We start from the raw sequence: 17,535 nt of genomic DNA, 5'->3' as shown, positions 1-17,535 counted from the left end.
CCGCCTCACTGCGTGATCGCGCGCCGGGTCTGCTCGCCGACGACCTGGACCTGCGTTTCCGCTGGCGCCACCTGCGCGACGGTCGGCGCCCGCTCCAGGCCTTGGGTCGGAGTGAACTTCTCCGCCCGGCTGATATCGACCGGGCCGGACACCATCAACTGCGGGTACTGGTACAACTTGATCGCCGCCAATGCCGCCTTGTCCTGGCGGTGCGAGCATTCTTCCGCGGTTTCCATCTTCCCGTCATTCTTCGGGCGTGGCTCTGCGGTGATGTCGTTGACCAGATGACTGAATCCTTCCAGCTTGCCTTTCGCCTGCTCCAGCCTTTTTTCTCTCCCCGCCTCGCCCTCCTGGCTCGTCCCCGACGAACTAGGAGCTTTGCTCGAGTTCGCCAAGACCTCTTGATACAAACCATAGTAGGTCTTGTACAAGCCGACATGGACATTCATGGTCAAAGCTTGGCGCGCGTGCTGGCCGGTGAACAATCGGCTGGACGTTTCGTACTCGTCGACTTCCGTGCCGAAGTGGCGTTTCGCCTTACCCGCCGACGGTTCGGCGCCGCCGTAGGTGGCGAATCCGTCGGCCCCTTCCATGCGCTTTCTCGCATCCGCTGCGGTGGTGCCGCCGGCGGGATATACCGGGTCGCGCAGCGTCATTACGCTAAGCCTCTCCGGCGCGGTGAAATCGCCCAACCCGAAAGTGAAGGACTGCGCCTTGGCCGCCATCGCCGAGGACGCCACTTCCGGCGTCTCGCGCAGATAACGGGTGGCCCCTAGCATCTCGCGCTTCAGAGTATCGTTGGTTTCCGGGTACACATTGAAGAACGCGTAATCGTGCGTCGCCAAGTGTTGGGTATTGGTGTCGGAAGTATGGGTGACCTTGGCCGCGCGACTCGCGTCGCCGGTCAAGCCCTTGGCGAAATCCTGGATCGCATGGCGATCGGCGGTGGGCAGGATATGACTGGCGATATCGCCGTTGGTCGCATGCGTGGCCAAACCGCCGCCGCCGTAACGCTTCCAGACATCCATCGACGTAGCACCGACCAACTTGTCGTAGGTGGCCAACTCGGGATCGGCGGCGAACAGCTTCTGATACTTGTCGAGCTCGGAGGCGAGCCCGTCCAGGTTCTTCGCGGAAATCGCAGTGAGTTGCTCCTGCGCCCCCAACTTCTTGAACCCCGGCTCACGCGAAGCCGGATGGCCTTTCAACATCGGGCTGGCGACCAGAGTGCGCGCATCCGCCTCCGGGTCGTGCGCGGGCGCGTAGGCCGCGTACAGCTTGGACTCGACCTGGCCGCGCGTCAGCTTGCCATCGCCGTCGCCATCCGGGAAACGAGCGGCCGCGAAGATGTTCTTGGCCAGCGCCTCGCCTCCGTGCGCCTTCGCTTCGACCATGCCGGACAGCCGCTCGGACAGCTTCGCCAGCTTCACCTGCCTGGCATCGCGGTCCGCTTCGCTGGCGCCGTCGAGCAGGGCCGCAGGATAGTTCCTGCCTATCTTCAGCTCCTTGTCCCTGTCCGGCAGCAGTTGCTTGAGCAGATCGGGGTCGTTCTTCTTCAAGTAATTATTGATGTCGGCGACGACTTTCTTATCGCTGAAGTAGAACCCACTCGACCCGTCCAACAGAACTTTCAGTTGCGCGCTCGTGCTCACCCGTTCGATCTCCTTTGCGCTGTTCGGCCTGCGTCGTCTTCGGTTCTGACTTAGCAAGCGCAGTGTTGGACAGCAATCCTATTACAACGAAGGAATCCAAGCACAACGGCCAGCACATTCGTGCCATGCCGCACAAAAGCAAAATCCGCAAAGTTCATCGCCAAGGTGTGGCGCGCCCGGCACGTCGATCGTTCGCGCCCCGATCGCACCAGCGAGCATCACGGCCGGGCCAGACGCTGGATATGGAAGGCATCGCTCCATCGGTACTGCATGGCGGCGACCAGCGCATGCATCAGCAGGATCCGGCGATCCGCCTGCGCGCCGTGGGCCTTGGCGCGATCGGCCGCGTCTCGGCCGTCTCGGTAATAGATGTTCAACAGTCGCACGCCGACCTCTTCGCTGGTGCGCTCGCGCGGCACCGGCGCGTGCCCCATCGCGGCGACCATCGACTCGGCCACCGACCAGGTCGACCACGGGTTCTGCCCGGTGACGAGACGACCGTCGACCACCGTGTTGTCGAGATAGATCGGACCTTCGACGTAGCGGGCGCCGTGGCCGGCGATGCGATCCTGCAGCAGGAACGGAAACAGACGGCGCGCATCCTTCAGCAGGAACAGCTCTTCGTCGTTGCTGAACCCGGTCATGCGCTTGCCCTCGATCAGGCGTCGGCCGCTGCCGAGACGCACCTCCAGCAGGGCGGCGGGGCCGTGACAGACCGCGCCGACGACGCCGCCACCGTCGTGCACCGCGCCGACGATGCGCTGTATCTCGCGATGACCGGGGAAGTCGAACATCGCGCCCTTGCCGCCGACGAAATACACCGCGGCGTAACGGGACGGGTCGACCTGCGCCAACGGCACGGAGCGATCCAGCTTGGCGACGGCCTGCGCATCGTTGAGAAAGGCGTAGTCGGCGGCGACCAGTTCGTCGTCGAGCCGCATCGGCGGTTTGCCGCCGAGCGGGCTGGCGATGTCGACCTCGAAGCCGTTCGCGACGAACACGTAATAGGCGCGCGACAACTCGGTCAGTTCGAAGCCGGCCTTCTTGCCCGAAGCGCCGATGGTGGCGGTGCTGGTCAGCACGGCCAGGATGCGGCCGCGCGATTCGCCGACGCCGGCCCGCACGAAGGCCAGATCGGTCGACCGGCTGGCCGGATCGGCCAGCGGCTGCTCGTCCAGGCGGAAGCCGTCGGCATACCAATAGCCGGCGAGGGCGAGCAGCGACAGCGTGCACACCGTCGCCAACAACGCGGTCTTCATTTTTTTCCAATAGCCGGTGCGCATCATCGCCGCCATCTCTTGATTGCCGTCGCAGGCACCTTAGACAGCCGATGTGAAACGAACTTCAAATCCCGGCTGCGTCGACGACGCCGGTCAGGACGCGTTCGAGCGCCTGAGGCATCGCCGCGGACGCGACCTGCCGGCGCAGGCATGCGAAGCTTGGCGCTCCCCAACTTCCGACCGAACCATGACGCATCGACTTTTCGTGTATGGAACGCTCGCGCCGGGACGGCCGAACGAGCACGTCCTTGCCGGCATCCCCGGTACCTGGGAGCCGGCCAGCGTCACCGGCACCTTGTTGCAGGAGGGCTGGGGCGCCGCAGTCGGCTATCCCGGCATCGTCCTCGACCCGGACGGCGCCGAGGTCGATGGCCTGCTGTTCGAATCCGAGCGCCTGCCCGAACACTGGGCGCGCCTCGACGCATTCGAGGGCGAAGGCTATGAGCGCGTGCTGACCACGGCGAAGCGCAAAGACGGCCGTTCGGTCGACGCCTATATATACAAGCTCAGCGAGCACGGCACGCCGCCCGGCCCGACGGGTGACAGCTGAGGCCGCACTCGGTATGTTCTGCGCCCTGGTATTCGAAGGCGCTGGTTCGAACACGCCAGCTCATCTGTCGCACGAAGCGACGCGAACGGCAGCACGCAAAGGAAGCCCATGGCCACTACCCTGCAGTTAGGCAAGGACGAACTGGTCGCGAAAGCGCTGCGCAGCATGCAGCACCTGCTGCCGGAAACCACCTGGAGCACCCGCCAGAAGCTCGCCCTGACCTGCCGGATCCTGTTCGACGCCGGTCACGACTCCGGCCTGGCCGGCCAGATCACCGCCCGCGCCGAAGTCCCTGGCACCTACTACACCCAGCGGCTCGGCTTGGGGTTCGACGAGATCAGCGAGCGCAACCTGCTGCTGGTCGACGAGGACTTGAACGTGCTCGAAGGCGACGGCATGGCCAATCCGGCCAACCGCTTCCACAGTTGGATCTATCGCGCGCGTCCGGACGTCAACTGCATCATCCATACCCATCCGCTGCACATCGCCGCCCTGTCGATGCTGGAAGTGCCGCTGATGGTCTCGCACATGGACATCTGTCCCTTGTTCGACGACTGCGCCTTCCTCAAGGACTGGCCGGGCATCCCGGTCGGCAACGAAGAAGGCGAGATCATTTCCCAAGCCCTCGGCGACAAGCGCTCGATCCTGCTCGCCCACCACGGCCAGCTCGTCGCCTGCGCCAGCGTGGAAGAAGCCTGCGTGCTCGCCGCGCTGTTCGAGCGCGCCGCCAAGATGCAGTTGCTGGCGATGGCGGCCGGCGAGATCAAGCCGCTGCCGCCGGCGCTGGCGCGCGAAGCCCACGACTGGATCTCCACCCCGAAGCGCAGCCAGGTCACCTTCGCCTACTACGCTCGCCGCGCGCTCAAACAGCACGCCGACTGCCTCGACGCCGCCGGCTGATCCTGTCTACCGATCCGGCGCCGGCCGATGCCGCAGGCATCGGCCGGAGGACGCATAGCGCGGCCTCGTCCATTCCATCGCGTATCCAACACTCGCCGCAGAGGCGTGTGCGCTGACGGCCCGACCGGCGGCTCGCCGTTTCGCGAGACGCGGCCGGCACACGGCTCCGTCGAAATCGCTGGTGCCGCGCATAGCGGATGCTTCGATCGCGCATCGCCATCACCATCGACGTCGACGTCGACGTCGACGTCGGCGCCGAACTTCGGCGTACGGAAACTTGTGCCGAGCCCGTGGTTTCCGCACCGCATCGGCGATGCAATCGCCGACCTCATCACATCGACACCGATAACAAGACGCGATATCGGCCGGTGCGACGAGGCTTTCGTATATCTCGGCACAGGGAACCGACACGTCGTTCGGAACGCATCATGCACCCGGCTCGCGAAGCCGTCGGGCGCATCCGGCGCGCGCGTCGCAAACATGATCAGCGTTATTCATCGCCGATGAACGCAATCACAAATTTGCGATGCAAAAGGCAACCCACATCAAGTTGAAACATCGACGCCTCTATCTATCGAACGCTTACTGCAAAGCCGGCAATCGATCACTTTCGAACACGCCGCCCTCACATTTCTTCATGCCCGGCGATCTCCGAACGCGCAAGACGACAGTCACACGGAAGCCGTACTCCGAAAGTCTTATATCGACCTTCGACTAATGAAAATCCGTATTTTTCACGGCTTTCGCACAAGCGATCGATCAGTTATGAAACACGCGAATATTCCTTTTTTTACGTAGATTCGTTTCCTCAGTTCGGATCACAAAATTTAGTCAACTGCATCGAACAACGCATGTTGACGTTGTTGCTTTGGATAATCGATAGTGAATCGACATGGAGTGCAACGCACAGGGATAGATCGAAAGTGCTTCTGTAACGCCACCCTTCTCCACGACCTCGCGCATCGATGCGCGAAGCCGACGGCATGCCGCCCATAGCGGCCGCCAAAGGCTTCGTCTCCGCGCAGTCGCTGGTTTCAGGGGTCAAACGCAGCAGACCTGTCGCCGCATGAAAATGCGGCCCGGGTGAGTCATTGCCCGAGTTTTATTCGTTTCCGATCGCACGGCGCGCCGCTTCGCAGCGACGCGCAACGACCGACTCTCCACGAACATCCGCCCCCAGCCGATCAGCAAGGAGCCAAGCGCACATGGAAAAGTTGAGAGTGCTTCTGGTCGACAACTACGACAGCTTCACCCACAACATCGCGCACTACCTGGGCGAGGCCAACGGCACGCCGCCCACGGTGGTCGCCAACGATCGCATCGAGTGGGCGCAGATCGACGCCGCCGATTACGACGCGATCGTGATTTCCCCGGGCCCGGGCCGCCCCGAACGCGCCGGCGACATGGGCGTGAGCAACGACGTGCTCGCCATGGCCACCGTGCCGGTGCTCGGCATCTGCCTGGGCCATCAGGCGATGGTGCATGCCTTCGGCGGCACCATCGTGCACGCGCCGCAACCGATGCACGGGCGCTTGAGCGCCGTCGAGCACGACGGCAGCGCGCTGTTCGCCCACATTCCCTCGCCGTTCGACGTGGTGCGCTATCACTCGTTGATGGCGGCCGAGCCCTTGCCGGACGGGCTGCGCGTCACCGCGCGCACCGCCGACGGCCTGGTGATGGCGCTCGAACACGCCAGCCGCCCCCTGTGGGGCGTGCAATTTCATCCCGAGTCGATCCACACCGAGTTCGGCCACCAGATCATCGACAACTTCATCGAATTGGCGCGCAGCCACACCTTGCGTAAGCGCAGGCGCCGCAGTGGCGACAGCGCCGCCGGCAGCGAGCAGGAGACGGCACGGCCGGCGCCGTCGCAGGCCTGGCGCATCCAGTCGCGACGCATCGCCGTCGAGGTCGATCCGCAGTCGGTGTTCCTGGATTGTTTCGCCGCCAGCGATGCCGCGTTCTGGCTCGACTCCAGCGCGGTGCGTCCGGGCTATTCGCGTTTCAGCTTCATGGGCGACGGCAACGAGCCGGGCGCGCACAGCCTGGTGCATCGCGTCGGCCAAGACGGCGACGATGTCGGCGAAAGCGAGCGCTTGTTCGGGCAGATCCGCGACGGCCTGGCGGTCGCCTTGCACGGCGGCGAAACCCTGCCGTTCGATTTCGTCGGCGGCTGGGTCGGCTACTTCGGCTACGAGCTCAAGGCCTTGACCGAAGTCGGCGGCCCGCATCGCTCGCGCCAACCGGACCTGTTCCTGCGCTTCATCAGCCGCTTCCTCGCCTACGATCACCTGGAGCGCTGCTGGCATGCGGTCGCAACCGGCCCGGCCGAGCGCTCAAACGAAGACGCCGCCTGGCTCGAACGCATGGCCGCGCGCTTGGATGCAGTGCCGCCCGCGCCGCCGTTGCGCCACGGCGAGCGCGCAACGCCGGTGGAGTTCCACCTCGAACTCGACCGCGCCGCCTACAGCGAGCGTATAGGCCGCTGCTTCGAGCAGATCGGCGACGGCGAAACCTACGAGGTTTGTTTGACCAATCGCCTGCGCGCACAGGTCGATCTGGACCCGGTCGAGCTGTACCGCCACCTGCGCCAGATCAACCCAGCGCCGTATTCGGCCTTGCTGCGCCACCACGGTTTCGACGTACTGAGTTCCTCGCCCGAGCGCTTCCTGCGCCTGAGCCCGAACGGCGTGGTCGAGATCAAGCCGATCAAGGGCACCCGCCCGCGCTCGGCGCGCGACGAGGACGATCGCGCGGTCCTGGCCGAACTCAAGCACTGCGAAAAGGACCGCGCCGAGAACCTGATGATCGTCGACCTGACCCGCAACGACCTGGCCCGCGTCTGCGAGGTCGGCTCGGTATGGGTGCCCAAGCTGATGCAGGTCGAGAGCTATGCCTCGGTGCATCAGCTGGTGTCGACGGTGCGCGCGCAGTTGCGCGCCGGGCTGGACGTGATCGACCTGCTCCAGGCCACCTTCCCGGGCGGCTCGATGACCGGTGCGCCCAAGCGCCGCACCCTGGAGATCATCGACACCCTCGAAGCCTCGGCACGCGGCATCTATTCCGGCGCGATCGGCTATCTCTCGCTCAACGGCGCCGCCGACCTGAGCATGGTGATCCGCACCCTGGTCCATCAGGACGGCAGCCTGGAGCTCGGCGTCGGCGGCGCGGTGATCGCACTGTCGGATGCCGACGGCGAATTCGAGGAGCTCCTGGTCAAGGCACGCGCGCCGATGCGTGCGGTAGCGCGCTGCGCCGGCGGTGACGCCGAGGCCTGGCGAATTCCCGGCGAGCTTTCGCCGCACACCGACGCACCTGCCGTTCCCGTCGCTCAGCTAGGGACTTAAGCATGCAACGCAGTCATATCGTCACCGGGGCCAATGGCTACCTGGGCTCCCACCTTGTGCTCGAACTATTGCTCGGCCAGCCAGAGGCGCAGGTCGTCTGCATCGCCCGCAGCGATGGCGGCGACGCGCGGCAGCGGGTCGTTACCGCCGTGCGCCTGGCCGCACAGACCTGCGGCCAGGCCCTGCAGACCCAAGCACTGGCGCGCCTGCAGGTGGTGAGCGGCAATCCCTTGCGGCCCGAAGCCAGTCTCGCCGAGCGCATCGCCCAGGCCGTCGCCGGCCGCGGCGACGCCACCTTCTGGCACGTCGCCGCGACCGTACGCTTCACCGAATCCGAAGCCGGCGAACTCGAGCGCATCAACACCCAGGGCGCGACCCACGCGCTGGAACTGGCGATCGCCGCCGGCTGCGGCGACTACAACTACGTCAGCACCGCCTACGTCTGCGGCGACCGCAGCGGGGACATCGCCGAACAGCTGGAGCCGCAGGCGCCGGCCACGTTCTCCAACCCCTACGAGCGCAGCAAGTTCGAGGCCGAGCGCCGCATCGTCGCGCGCGCCGAGGCCGCCGGCCTGGCCTGGCGGATCCTGCGCCCGAGCATCATCGTCGGCCATTCGCGCACCTGGCTCAGCGCCAGCGACAGCGGCCTGTACAAGTTCTGCGAGCTGCTGGAAGACTTCTGGTCGTCGCAACGCGGCGCGGCGGCGCCGCGCAGCCTGCGCTTCGCCGCACCGGAGAACGCGCACCTCAACCTGGTGCCGGTCGACGTGTGCGTGGCCGAGATGCTCGCCATCGACGCCAATACGCACAGCCGCAAGGGCATCTATCACCTGGTCTCGGCCAGCACGGTGCCGACCGCCGACTTCCTGTCCAGCGTGGCCGCGGCCACCGGTATCCCGCTGACGATGGCGAGCGCGCAGGAGCTGGTCGAACAACCGCTGTCGCGGCGCGAAGTCGAATTCGCCCGCCGTGTCGCCCATTACCGCCCCTATCTGTACGGCGACAAGCGCTTCGAGCGCGCCGCGAGCGTGCGTGCTTGCGGCGGCGATCTGCAGGCCGAGCGCCGCATCGATCGCCAAGCGGTGCTGTCGTGGCTGCAGGCCTTCCTCAAACGCAGCCGGGTGCATAGCGATGCTTCGCCGGAAGCGCGGCTGTTCACCCAGCAGCGCGCGTTGCCGGCGCACTTCAACGTCACCGAGCATCTGCTGCAGGGCGCGGCGCGCGCCTACCCGGACAAGATCGCCATCCGCCATGAAGGCGGCGAGATCCGCTACGCCGAACTCGCCGAGCGCATCGCCGCCTGTGCGCGGCGTTTGTCGGCGGCCGGCGTGCACTACCAACAGCGGGTCGCGCTGATCTCGCACGACGGCATCGAGCACGTCGCCGCCTTGCTCGCGGTGATGCACCTCGGCGCGGTCTGCACGCTGATCAATCCGCTGTTGCCGGCGCGCGACATCGCCGCTTTGCTGGAACAGGCCGAGGTGAGCTTGGTGGTCGCCGACGTCATGGCGCGCCAGCGCCTGGCCGAGATCGATGCCGGCGCGCCGCTGCTGCCGCTGGAAACGGTCTGCGCCGCGCCGAGCGGCCCCGAATGCGAACCCTTGTTGGCCTCGCCGACCGGGCCGCTGGACCATGCCTTCGCGGTGTTCACTTCCGGCTCGGTCGGCCAGCCCAAGTTGATCGAGCACCGCCACCTGGACCCGATCGTCGCCACCGAACGTTATGCCGCGCACCTGCTCGACCTGCGCGTCAGCGACGTGCTGTTCTCCGCCTCGCGCACCAGCTTCGCCTTCGGCCTGCAGAACCTGTTGATCGCCCTGCTCAAGGGCGCGACCGCGGTGATCGCACCGCAGAAGATTTCGGCCGCGGTGGTCGCCGAGTTGATCGTCGCCGCGCGTCCTACCGTCATGTTCGCGGTGCCCACCGTCTATCAGTACCTGCTCGACGACGAAGCGCTGTCGAACCGGATCGAGGGTCGCAACAGCCTGCGCCTGTGCATCGCCGCCGGCGAACGCCTGCCGCAGGCGGTGGCGACGCGTTGGTTGCAACGCCACGGCATCCGCCTGCTCGACAGCCTGGGTTCGACCGAAGCCTTCTCGACCTATCTGAGCAACGTCGCCGACGGCGACTACCAGGGTTCGACCGGCAAGCTCGTGCCTGGCTTCGATGCGGTGCTGCGCCACCACGACGGCCGCCCCTGCCGCAAGGGCGAACGCGGGGTGATGTGGCTGCGCGGGCCGTCGCTGTCGGTATCGCGGCAGGACCGTAACGCCGGCAGCCGCTTCCATGGCGGTTGGTACTGCACCAACGATGTGTTCTGGCGCGACGGCGACGGCTACTTCCACTTCTGCGGCCGCCACGACGAGATGTTCAAGGTCGCCGGGCAGTGGGTCTCGCCGCTGGACCTGGAGGAAGTGCTGCTGAGCCATCCGCTGGTGCGCGAGGCGGCGATCACCTCCAGCGCCGACGGCGTCGCCACCGAGGACTCCAGCACCCTGCGCACCAAGGCCTGGGTGGTGTCCGACCAGGCCTCGCCGGGCCTCGCCGAAGAACTGCGCACCCTGTGCAAGACCCGCCTGGATGCGCGGCGCTATCCGCACCTGGTCGAGTTCGTCGACGCGCTGCCGCGCACCAGCACCGGCAAGCTGCAGCGCGCTCCGCTGCGCAGACGCGCCGAGGAACAGTCGGCCGCCGCGCACGCCGCCGAAACCATTCCCGCCTGAGGTAGACCCCATGCTGTCCCGATTGAAGTTCATCTTCGATGGCGGCCTGACCGTCGCCAATGCGCTGGAGAAGTCGATCGCCGTGTATGGCGAGGACTTCGAAGTGCTGCGCTTCTCCGGCTCGCTGGAACGTTTCGGCGTCGGCGGAGGGGCCATCACCGTCGGACAGCTGCGCCGGCTGTCGGACCGGCTGTCGCAGACCCTGCTCAATCTGGGCCTGAAACGCTACGACCGGGTCGCGATCTACCTCGACAACGGCGTCGAGTACCTGATCTATTCGCTGGCGATCATGCGCGCCGGCGCGATCACCGTGCCGATCAACGGGGGCATGCGCAGCGAAGACCTCAACGCCTACCTCGACTACACCGGCGCGCGTCTGGTGTTCATCGACCGCGAGCGGCTGCCGCGGCTGGACGCGGATGCGCTGGCGCAGGGCCGCCGCGTCGCCATCGTCACCGACGCCGTGCAGGCCGGCGGTGCCGGCACCGTGGCCCTGAGCGAATGCCTGGCGCCGCGCGCCGACGGTTTCGCGCCGGTACGCATGCATCAGCACGACGACGTGATGATCGTCCACACCTCCGGCACCACCGGCTTCCCCAAGGGCGTGCTGCACGGTTCCTACAGTCTGGTCCGCGCCACCAAGGGCCAGCTGATGATCCAGCCGATCACCCGCAACAACCGCATCCTGCTGGCCTCGCCGACCAATCACCACATCACCCAGGCCAGCATCGTCAGCTGCCTCGCCGCCGGCGTACCCGGCTACGTGCCGGCAAAGGAAACCCCGGAGCAACTGCTGTCGATCATCGAACGCGAGCGCTGCTCGCTGATCCTCTCCTTCCCCGACGTTTACCAAGGCATGTGCGACGCCGGCCTGTCGCGTTTCGACCTGTCCCACGTCAAGGCCTGGATGGCCGGCGGCGACTCCAGCCACGAAGTGCATATCCGCCAGCTCACCGCGCACGGCGCGATGGCGCGGGTATTCGGCAAGCGCCTGCTGAGTTCGATGTACCTGGAGTTCTTCGGCACCTCCGAAGTCGGCTTCGCCGCCTTGATGAAGGTCAGTTTTTCCTTCACCAAGCGCTTCGACCGCTATGTCGGCAAGCCGACCATGGTCAGCCCCAAGGTCAAGATCGCCGACGAAGACGGCCGCGCGCTGCCGGTCGGCCAACCGGGCCGCCTGATGGTCAAGGGCCCGACTCTGTTCAAGGGCTATTGGAACGCCCACGACCGTTTGCACGGCGTGCATTTCGACGGCTGGTGGTGGACCGGCGATGTCGCGGTCAAGACCCGCGGCGGCGGCTACTACCACCTCGACCGCGAAGTGGATTCGATCCGCGTCGGCGACGGCCGCGTCTATTCGCTGCAGTGGGAGGAACGCATCCTCAAGCACCCGGCGGTGGCCGACGTGGCCGTGGTCGAGCTGAGCCACGCCGACCGCAGCACCGGCGCCGGCGCGGTCATCGAATGCCGTCCCGGCCAGCCGACCGATGCGAACGCCTTCGAAACCTGGCTGCGCCAGCAGGTGCCCGGCAGCGACAGCCTGCGCATCGAAGTGCTGCCGCCCGGCGAACGACTGCCGCGCGGGCTCACCGGCAAGGTGCTCAAGCGCCACGTCCGCGAACGCTACGCCTGCGCGCTCGCCGCGCCCTCCGCTTCAGCCCCCGCATCGATCTGAAACCCCATCACTTCACCGACAAGGACTTCCGCATGAGCAGCACCGTTACCGCCATCGCCGACGCCCACGCCGCGCCGTTCGACTACGCCCCCGGCTCGATCGACTTTCCCGACCTGCCCAACGTCCCGGAAGAGTATCGCCACGAGCTGATCCGGCTGATGGCGATCCAGGCCTATTCCGAAGAAAAGGCCGCCACCGAAGGCATCGAGTGGATCGCCAACGCGCCCGACTACAAGCGCCGCCGCGTGTTCGCCAAGATCATCGCCGAGGAAGCGCGCCACAGTTATCTGATCTACAACCTGCTCGAGCGCATGGGCGTTGCGGAAAAGCAAGCCATCGCCATCGCCGAAGGCCGCGCCCACCGGCCGATGCACGATGCCTCGCTGGAAGGCCCGCTCAGCGTCGGCGACGAGAGCAACGAGTGGATCGACATCATGTTGAACCACATGTTCCTCGACCGCGCCGGCAAGTTCATGGTCGGTAATTTCTGCGAAGCCAGCTTCAAGCCTTGGGCCGAGGCCAACCAGACCATCCTGCGCGAGGAACGCGGCCACATCGGCTTCGGCTTCGCCGAGCTGCGCACCTACCTGGCCGAAAAGGGCGAGACCAACGAGGCGCGGATCAAGATCTCCAACTGGTACGCCAAGGGCCTGAACTTCTTCGGCCCGCCGTCGACCTCGCGCGGCGCGCGGCTCAGCGCCTATGGCCTCAAGCGCAAGGACAACGAGACCCTGCGCAACGAGTTCCGCGCCGAAGTCGAGGACGTGTTCAACGAGCTCGGCCGCCAGGACCTGATCGAGCTGGAGAAGAACGACTTCCCCTACCGCTCCGGCAACGAGGGCTGAGCCCATGGCGCCGACCGCCTCTCGCGACTATCGCCTCGGACGTTTCAATCAGATCTACGCCCACCTCAACCTGATCTGCAACGCCAATTCCTGCGACTGGATCGAGCTGGACTCGGCGCCCGACCTCGCCCTGCTCAAGCGGGCGATCGAGCACACCATCGACCGCCATCCGCGCGCGCGCTCGGTCCAGTACCAGCGCGGCGTGATCCTGGGCTGGCGCCACCTGGCCCAGCGCCTGCCGATCGAGATCGAGCAGCGCAGCAGCATCAACATCGACCCGGCGCGGCTGCGCGCCGAGTTGCTCGGCAATGCCTGGAACGAACGCGTGCCGACCCGCGACGGCCACCCGTTCCGTTTCATCTACACCCGTACGCCCGAGAAACACATCCTGCAATTCCTCACCAGCCACACCTTCACCGACGGCAAGGCCGCGCAGCTGTTCTCCGGCGACATCGCCGAGGCCTACGGCCGCCTGTCGGCGGGGCTGCCGCTGGACGAGGAGATCGTCGACCTGCCCGAGCACAACCACGACCGCTTGTTCCTGGCCAAGCTGCGCGGCGCCGAAGCGCTGCGCCTGGCCTGGAAGGGCGTGGCCGGTTTCTTCCACGACCTGGTCATGCCGGCCGGGCGCCTGCTGATCTCCGGCAAGCGCAGCGGCGAGACCGACGTGCTGATGATCGAGCTGCCGACGCCGATGCTGGAGGCGCTCAAGGCCGCCGGCGCACGCCGCGGCAGCACCATCCATCCGCTGCTGCTGCTCGCTCTGTTGCGCACCGCCCAGGCCGATGCCGGGCGCCAGGGCAAGCGCCTCAAGCACGGCCTGCGCATCGTCGACAACTTCAGCCTGCGCCGCTTCGTCGACGATCCGCGCGTGCACAAGCTGTACGACTGCGTGGCGGTGCCGTACACGCTGGAACTGGACCCGGACGAAGACGACGAGGCGGTGATCCAGCGCGCCAACGCACGCCTGGACGCACTCAAGAGCGGCGAGATCCTGTCCGAGCTGTACCGCTTCCGCCTGCTGTTCCAAAGCTCGCTGTTGCTGCCGAAGGCGGCGACGATCCGTTTCGCCGCCAACGTGCTGACCCGGGCCAATCTGATCTGCACCAACGTCGGCCCGATCGACACCCGCCTGGAGCACTTCGGCCCGATTCCGGTGCGCACCTATTACTCGTTCCCGCAGTTGTTCCCGCCGGGCGAGGTGATGGTGCAGGTCAGTGCCTTCCGCGGCCACCTGCGCCTGGTCTATCTGTACGACAAGGGCCAGATGAGCGAGGCGCAGATGCGCGAGCGCTTCGTCTATCCGCTGATCGCCGAGCTGAGCCGCATCACCGGCGCGAGCTCCCTTCCCGAACACATCGCCGCCCACGGCTGAGCCCCCATGCGCACCCTGATCCTCCGCATCCTCGCCTACCCGCGCACCTGCCTGGTCCTGCTGCTGGCGCTGCTGGCGTTGTCCGGCCTGGCCCTGACCCAGTTGCGCTTCGACAACACGCCCGACTCGTTCTTCATGCGCGACGACCCGGCGCTGATCAAGTACACCCAGTACAAGGCCGACTTCGGCAGCGACGAATACAGCTTCCTGGTGCTCGACGCGCCGGCGCAGTGGACGCCGGCCTTCATCGCCAGCGTGCGCGACCTCGGCGCGCGCATCGAGGCGATGGACAACGTCAACAAGGTCACCACCATCGCCAGCGTGCGCCACATCGCCAGTGTCGGCGACGGCGGCCTCGACGTCGGCCCCTTCCTCGGCGAAGCGCTCGACGCGTCCGCCCTGGCGGCCAAGCGCAGCGAAGCCTTGGCGCATCCTTACTACCGCAACTTCCTGATCAGCGGCGACGGGCGCCATCTCGGTATCCTGGCCGAGACCGGGGTCAGGCCCGGCGAGATCGTCTATAAAATCGAGCTGGCCAAGAAGATCCGCGCCTTGGCGCAAGCGCCGGAGTTCAAGCACCTCGACCTGCGCGTGGTCGGCGCGCCGATCATCGACGCCGACGTGTTCACCATCATCAACCGCGAGAGCGCGATCTTCGGCACCCTGTCGTTCATCCTGGTCTCGGTCGGGTTCTGGCTGATCTTCCGCTCCTGGGCCGTGGCTTTGCTGCCGCTGGTGGTCGCGTCCTTGTCGATCGTGGTGGCGATGGCGGTCAGCGCCCTGATCGGCGCGCCGATCGGCATGCTGACCGCGATCATCCCCTCGTTCCTGATCTCGGTCGGCGTCGGCTCCAGCATCTTCCTGCTCGCCGAGGTCTATCGCCAGTACGCCGCACGCGGCGACCTGCGCACGGCCATCGTCGAAGGCTTCAGCCACTCCGCCGGCGCCAGCGCCTTGTCGGTGCTGACTACCGCCGGCGCGCTGCTGTCGTTCTCGTGGTCGGAGATCCGCCCGGTGCAGGGCATCGGCATCTCGATGGCGGCGGGCCTGGTCGCCTCGTTGTTGATCGGCTGGCTGCTGATCCCGCTGGCGCTGAGCCGCTTCCGCCTGCTGCCGGATGCGCAGCGCGCGGCGCGCTTGCTCGACGGCCGGGTGCGCGGCATGCACTGGCTCGCCGGCTTCGTGACCCGGCGCTGGCGCATGCTGCTGCTGGTGCTGGCCGGGCTGATCGCGATCGCCGGCTTCGGCGTCGCCCGCGTCACCACCGACTACTACTACGTCGGCCTGTTCAAGCCCCACACCGACATCTACCGCTCCTATACCTACGTCGACCAGACCCTGCGCGGCGCCGCCTCGATGGAGCTGATCGTCGACAGTGCCGGCGTGGGCGGCGAGTCGATCAAGGACCCGGCGGTGCTCAAGCGCATGCGCGAGCTGCAGGACCGCCTGGAAGCGCGCTACGGCGCCCTCGGCCTGAAGACCTACAGCATCGCCGACGTGGTCATGGAGATCAGCCAGGCCCTGCACGAGGGCGACAAGGCGGCCTATCGGATCCCGGACTCGCGCGCGGAGGTGGCCGAGTCGCTGATCCTGTTCGAGTCCTCCGGCACCGACGAGCTGACCCGCCTGGTCACCGGCGACTACGCCAAGGCGCGCATCAACCTGCGCATGAAGTACCGGCCCGATTCGCAGTACCAGCCGCTGTTCCGCGACATCCAAGCCGAGGCCGAACGGATCCTGCGCGAGACCCCGCAGATCCGCTCGATCGAAACCACCGGCGTGGTGCCGCTGTGGTCGCGCCTGACCAACTACCTGGCCAGCAACGAGATCCGCAGCATCGGCCTGTCGTTCTTCGTGGTGTTGACGGTGATGGTGCTGGTGTTCCGCTCGGCCACGCTCGGCCTGACCATGGCGCTGTGCAACCTGGTGCCGGTGGGCATCGCCCTGGCGGTGATGGGCTTCGGCGGCGTGTTCCTGGACCCGTTCACCCTGCTGGTGTCGGCGATCGCGATCGGCATCCTCGACGACGACACCCTGCATTTCGTCAAGACCGTGGTCGACCACTACCGGCGCAAGCACGACATGGCCGCGGCCCTGCGCGACACCTTCGCCAGCACCGGCCTGGCGATGCTGCTGCTGTCGAGCGTGCTGGTGCTCGGCTTCGTCATCTACATGCTGTCGGAAGTGCAGAGCCTGGCCAAGTTCGGCGGCGTCACCGCGCTGGCGATCGGCGCCGGCGCGCTGTGCGAGTTCCTGTTCACGCCCGCGGTGCTGATGGGCCTGGAGCGCGTCGGCCTGCTGCGCCACCTGTTACCGCGCGAATCCGACGGCGCCTCGTCGACCCACACGATCCAGGAGACCCCATGATCCGTCCCCTCACCCTGCGCCTGGCCGGCGCGGCGCTCGCCGGCGTCGCGGTCGCGATCGTCTCCTTGGCCGCGCCGGCCCAGGACGGCGCCAAGCCGAGCGCGCAACAGATCTTCGAACGCAGCAGCGCGACCGAGAAAGTCGCCGACTGGCAGGCCGACAGCCAGCTCGGCATCCGCCAGGGCGAACGCGTGCGCAGCCGCGGCGGCGTGGTCTACAACAAGCTGCAGGCCGACGCGGTCGACAGCCATCGCCTGTTCCGCTTCGCCACGCCGGCCGACGTCGCCGGCACCGCGGTGCTGGTGCACGAAAACGCCGCCAGCCAGGACGACCTGTGGATTTATTTCCCCAGCATGGGCAAGACCCGGCGCATCCTCGCCTCGAACAAGAAAGACAGCTTCATGGGTTCCGACTTCGCCTACGCCGACCTGATGGCGCAGGACAGCGCCGATTTCACCCATAGCCTGCTCGCCGACGAGCCCTGCGCCAGCGCGACCTGCTATGTGGTGCAGTCGGTGCCGCGCGATGCCAAGACCGCCGCCTCGCTCGGCTATTCCAAGCTCGTCGCGACCGTGCGCAAGCACGATTTCGCCGCGGTGTTAGTGCGTTACTTCGACAAGTCCGGGCAGGAGTTCAAGCGCCAGACCATCTCCGGCCACCTCGCCGTAGCCAACCAGCCCGGCAAGCTCATCGCCACTCGTCGCGAGATGGTCGCGGCCAAGGGCGGCCGCAGTTCGGTGCTGACCCTGAAGAACGTCAACAGCAATCGCGCCCTGCGCGAAGACCTGTTCATCGAATCGCGCCTGGGCCAGTGATGCGCC

General features: G+C 66.6%; 11 protein-coding genes. 9 read left to right on the top strand and 2 right to left on the bottom strand.

Annotated elements, in window-relative coordinates:
• Positions 1-5: 5 nt before the first annotated feature.
• Together GLA29479_RS11825 and GLA29479_RS11820 are read right to left on the bottom strand one after the other, a co-directional pair.
• A complete protein-coding gene (locus GLA29479_RS11825) occupies positions 6-1,652 on the bottom strand; it encodes a hypothetical protein (protein WP_057971710.1) in 1,647 nt (548 codons plus the stop codon).
• A 218-nt stretch (positions 1,653-1,870) separates the two neighbouring features.
• Positions 1,871-2,947: a type 1 glutamine amidotransferase domain-containing protein gene (locus GLA29479_RS11820; RefSeq protein ID WP_144436485.1), complete on the bottom strand. Its 1,077-nt coding sequence runs from the start codon at positions 2,945-2,947 to the stop codon at positions 1,871-1,873.
• Between the two features lie 172 nt (positions 2,948-3,119).
• Between GLA29479_RS11820 and GLA29479_RS11815 the strand changes: the two genes are divergently transcribed.
• From GLA29479_RS11815 to GLA29479_RS11775, 9 genes are all read left to right on the top strand, one after another.
• Positions 3,120-3,482, top strand: a complete 363-nt coding sequence (locus GLA29479_RS11815; protein WP_057971709.1) for a gamma-glutamylcyclotransferase family protein — start codon at positions 3,120-3,122, stop codon at positions 3,480-3,482.
• A 108-nt stretch (positions 3,483-3,590) separates the two neighbouring features.
• Positions 3,591-4,382 carry an aldolase gene (locus tag GLA29479_RS11810; RefSeq protein ID WP_057971708.1) on the top strand — a complete coding sequence of 264 codons (792 nt, stop codon included), beginning with the start codon at positions 3,591-3,593 and terminating at the stop codon, positions 4,380-4,382.
• A gap of 1,205 nt (positions 4,383-5,587) precedes the next feature.
• Positions 5,588-7,729, top strand: coding sequence for an aminodeoxychorismate synthase component I (gene pabB, locus GLA29479_RS11805; protein ID WP_057971707.1), 2,142 nt, complete (start codon positions 5,588-5,590; stop codon positions 7,727-7,729).
• Positions 7,730-7,731: 2 nt separating this feature from the next.
• Positions 7,732-10,452, top strand: a complete 2,721-nt coding sequence (locus GLA29479_RS11800; RefSeq protein ID WP_057971706.1) for an AMP-binding protein — start codon at positions 7,732-7,734, stop codon at positions 10,450-10,452.
• A 10-nt stretch (positions 10,453-10,462) separates the two neighbouring features.
• Positions 10,463-12,127 (top strand): class I adenylate-forming enzyme family protein, encoded by a 1,665-nt coding sequence (locus GLA29479_RS11795; protein ID WP_057971705.1) that lies wholly within the window; start codon positions 10,463-10,465, stop codon positions 12,125-12,127.
• A 32-nt stretch (positions 12,128-12,159) separates the two neighbouring features.
• On the top strand, positions 12,160-12,972 hold the full coding sequence (locus GLA29479_RS11790) for a Phenylacetic acid catabolic protein (protein ID WP_057971704.1): 813 nt from the start codon (positions 12,160-12,162) through the stop codon (positions 12,970-12,972).
• Between the two features lie 4 nt (positions 12,973-12,976).
• Entirely contained in the window at positions 12,977-14,347 is a 1,371-nt protein-coding gene (locus tag GLA29479_RS11785; protein WP_057971703.1) for a hypothetical protein, read from the top strand.
• Between the two features lie 6 nt (positions 14,348-14,353).
• Positions 14,354-16,714 (top strand): efflux RND transporter permease subunit, encoded by a 2,361-nt coding sequence (locus GLA29479_RS11780; RefSeq protein WP_057971702.1) that lies wholly within the window; start codon positions 14,354-14,356, stop codon positions 16,712-16,714.
• Positions 16,711-17,529, top strand: a complete 819-nt coding sequence (locus tag GLA29479_RS11775; RefSeq protein ID WP_057971701.1) for an outer membrane lipoprotein-sorting protein — start codon at positions 16,711-16,713, stop codon at positions 17,527-17,529. The genes GLA29479_RS11780 and GLA29479_RS11775 overlap by 4 nt, the downstream gene beginning before the upstream one ends.
• The last annotated feature ends 6 nt before the right edge of the window (positions 17,530-17,535 follow it).

The sequence above is a fragment of the Lysobacter antibioticus genome (assembly GCF_001442535.1).
Taxonomy (GTDB): domain Bacteria; phylum Pseudomonadota; class Gammaproteobacteria; order Xanthomonadales; family Xanthomonadaceae; genus Lysobacter; species Lysobacter antibioticus.
This window is presented reverse-complemented; position numbering and strand designations above follow the sequence as displayed.

Excerpts from the sequence above, each read along its gene's own strand:
- GLA29479_RS11820 (WP_144436485.1), bottom strand. The coding sequence starts at position 2,947 with ATGGCGGCGATGATGCGCACCGGCTATTGGAAAAAAATGAAGACCGCG.
- GLA29479_RS11815 (WP_057971709.1), top strand. The coding sequence starts at position 3,120 with ATGACGCATCGACTTTTCGTGTATGGAACGCTCGCGCCGGGACGGCCG.
- GLA29479_RS11810 (WP_057971708.1), top strand. The coding sequence starts at position 3,591 with ATGGCCACTACCCTGCAGTTAGGCAAGGACGAACTGGTCGCGAAAGCG.
- pabB (WP_057971707.1), top strand. The coding sequence starts at position 5,588 with ATGGAAAAGTTGAGAGTGCTTCTGGTCGACAACTACGACAGCTTCACC.
- GLA29479_RS11800 (WP_057971706.1), top strand. The coding sequence starts at position 7,732 with ATGCAACGCAGTCATATCGTCACCGGGGCCAATGGCTACCTGGGCTCC.
- GLA29479_RS11795 (WP_057971705.1), top strand. The coding sequence starts at position 10,463 with ATGCTGTCCCGATTGAAGTTCATCTTCGATGGCGGCCTGACCGTCGCC.
- GLA29479_RS11790 (WP_057971704.1), top strand. The coding sequence starts at position 12,160 with ATGAGCAGCACCGTTACCGCCATCGCCGACGCCCACGCCGCGCCGTTC.
- GLA29479_RS11785 (WP_057971703.1), top strand. The coding sequence starts at position 12,977 with ATGGCGCCGACCGCCTCTCGCGACTATCGCCTCGGACGTTTCAATCAG.
- GLA29479_RS11780 (WP_057971702.1), top strand. The coding sequence starts at position 14,354 with ATGCGCACCCTGATCCTCCGCATCCTCGCCTACCCGCGCACCTGCCTG.
- GLA29479_RS11775 (WP_057971701.1), top strand. The coding sequence starts at position 16,711 with ATGATCCGTCCCCTCACCCTGCGCCTGGCCGGCGCGGCGCTCGCCGGC.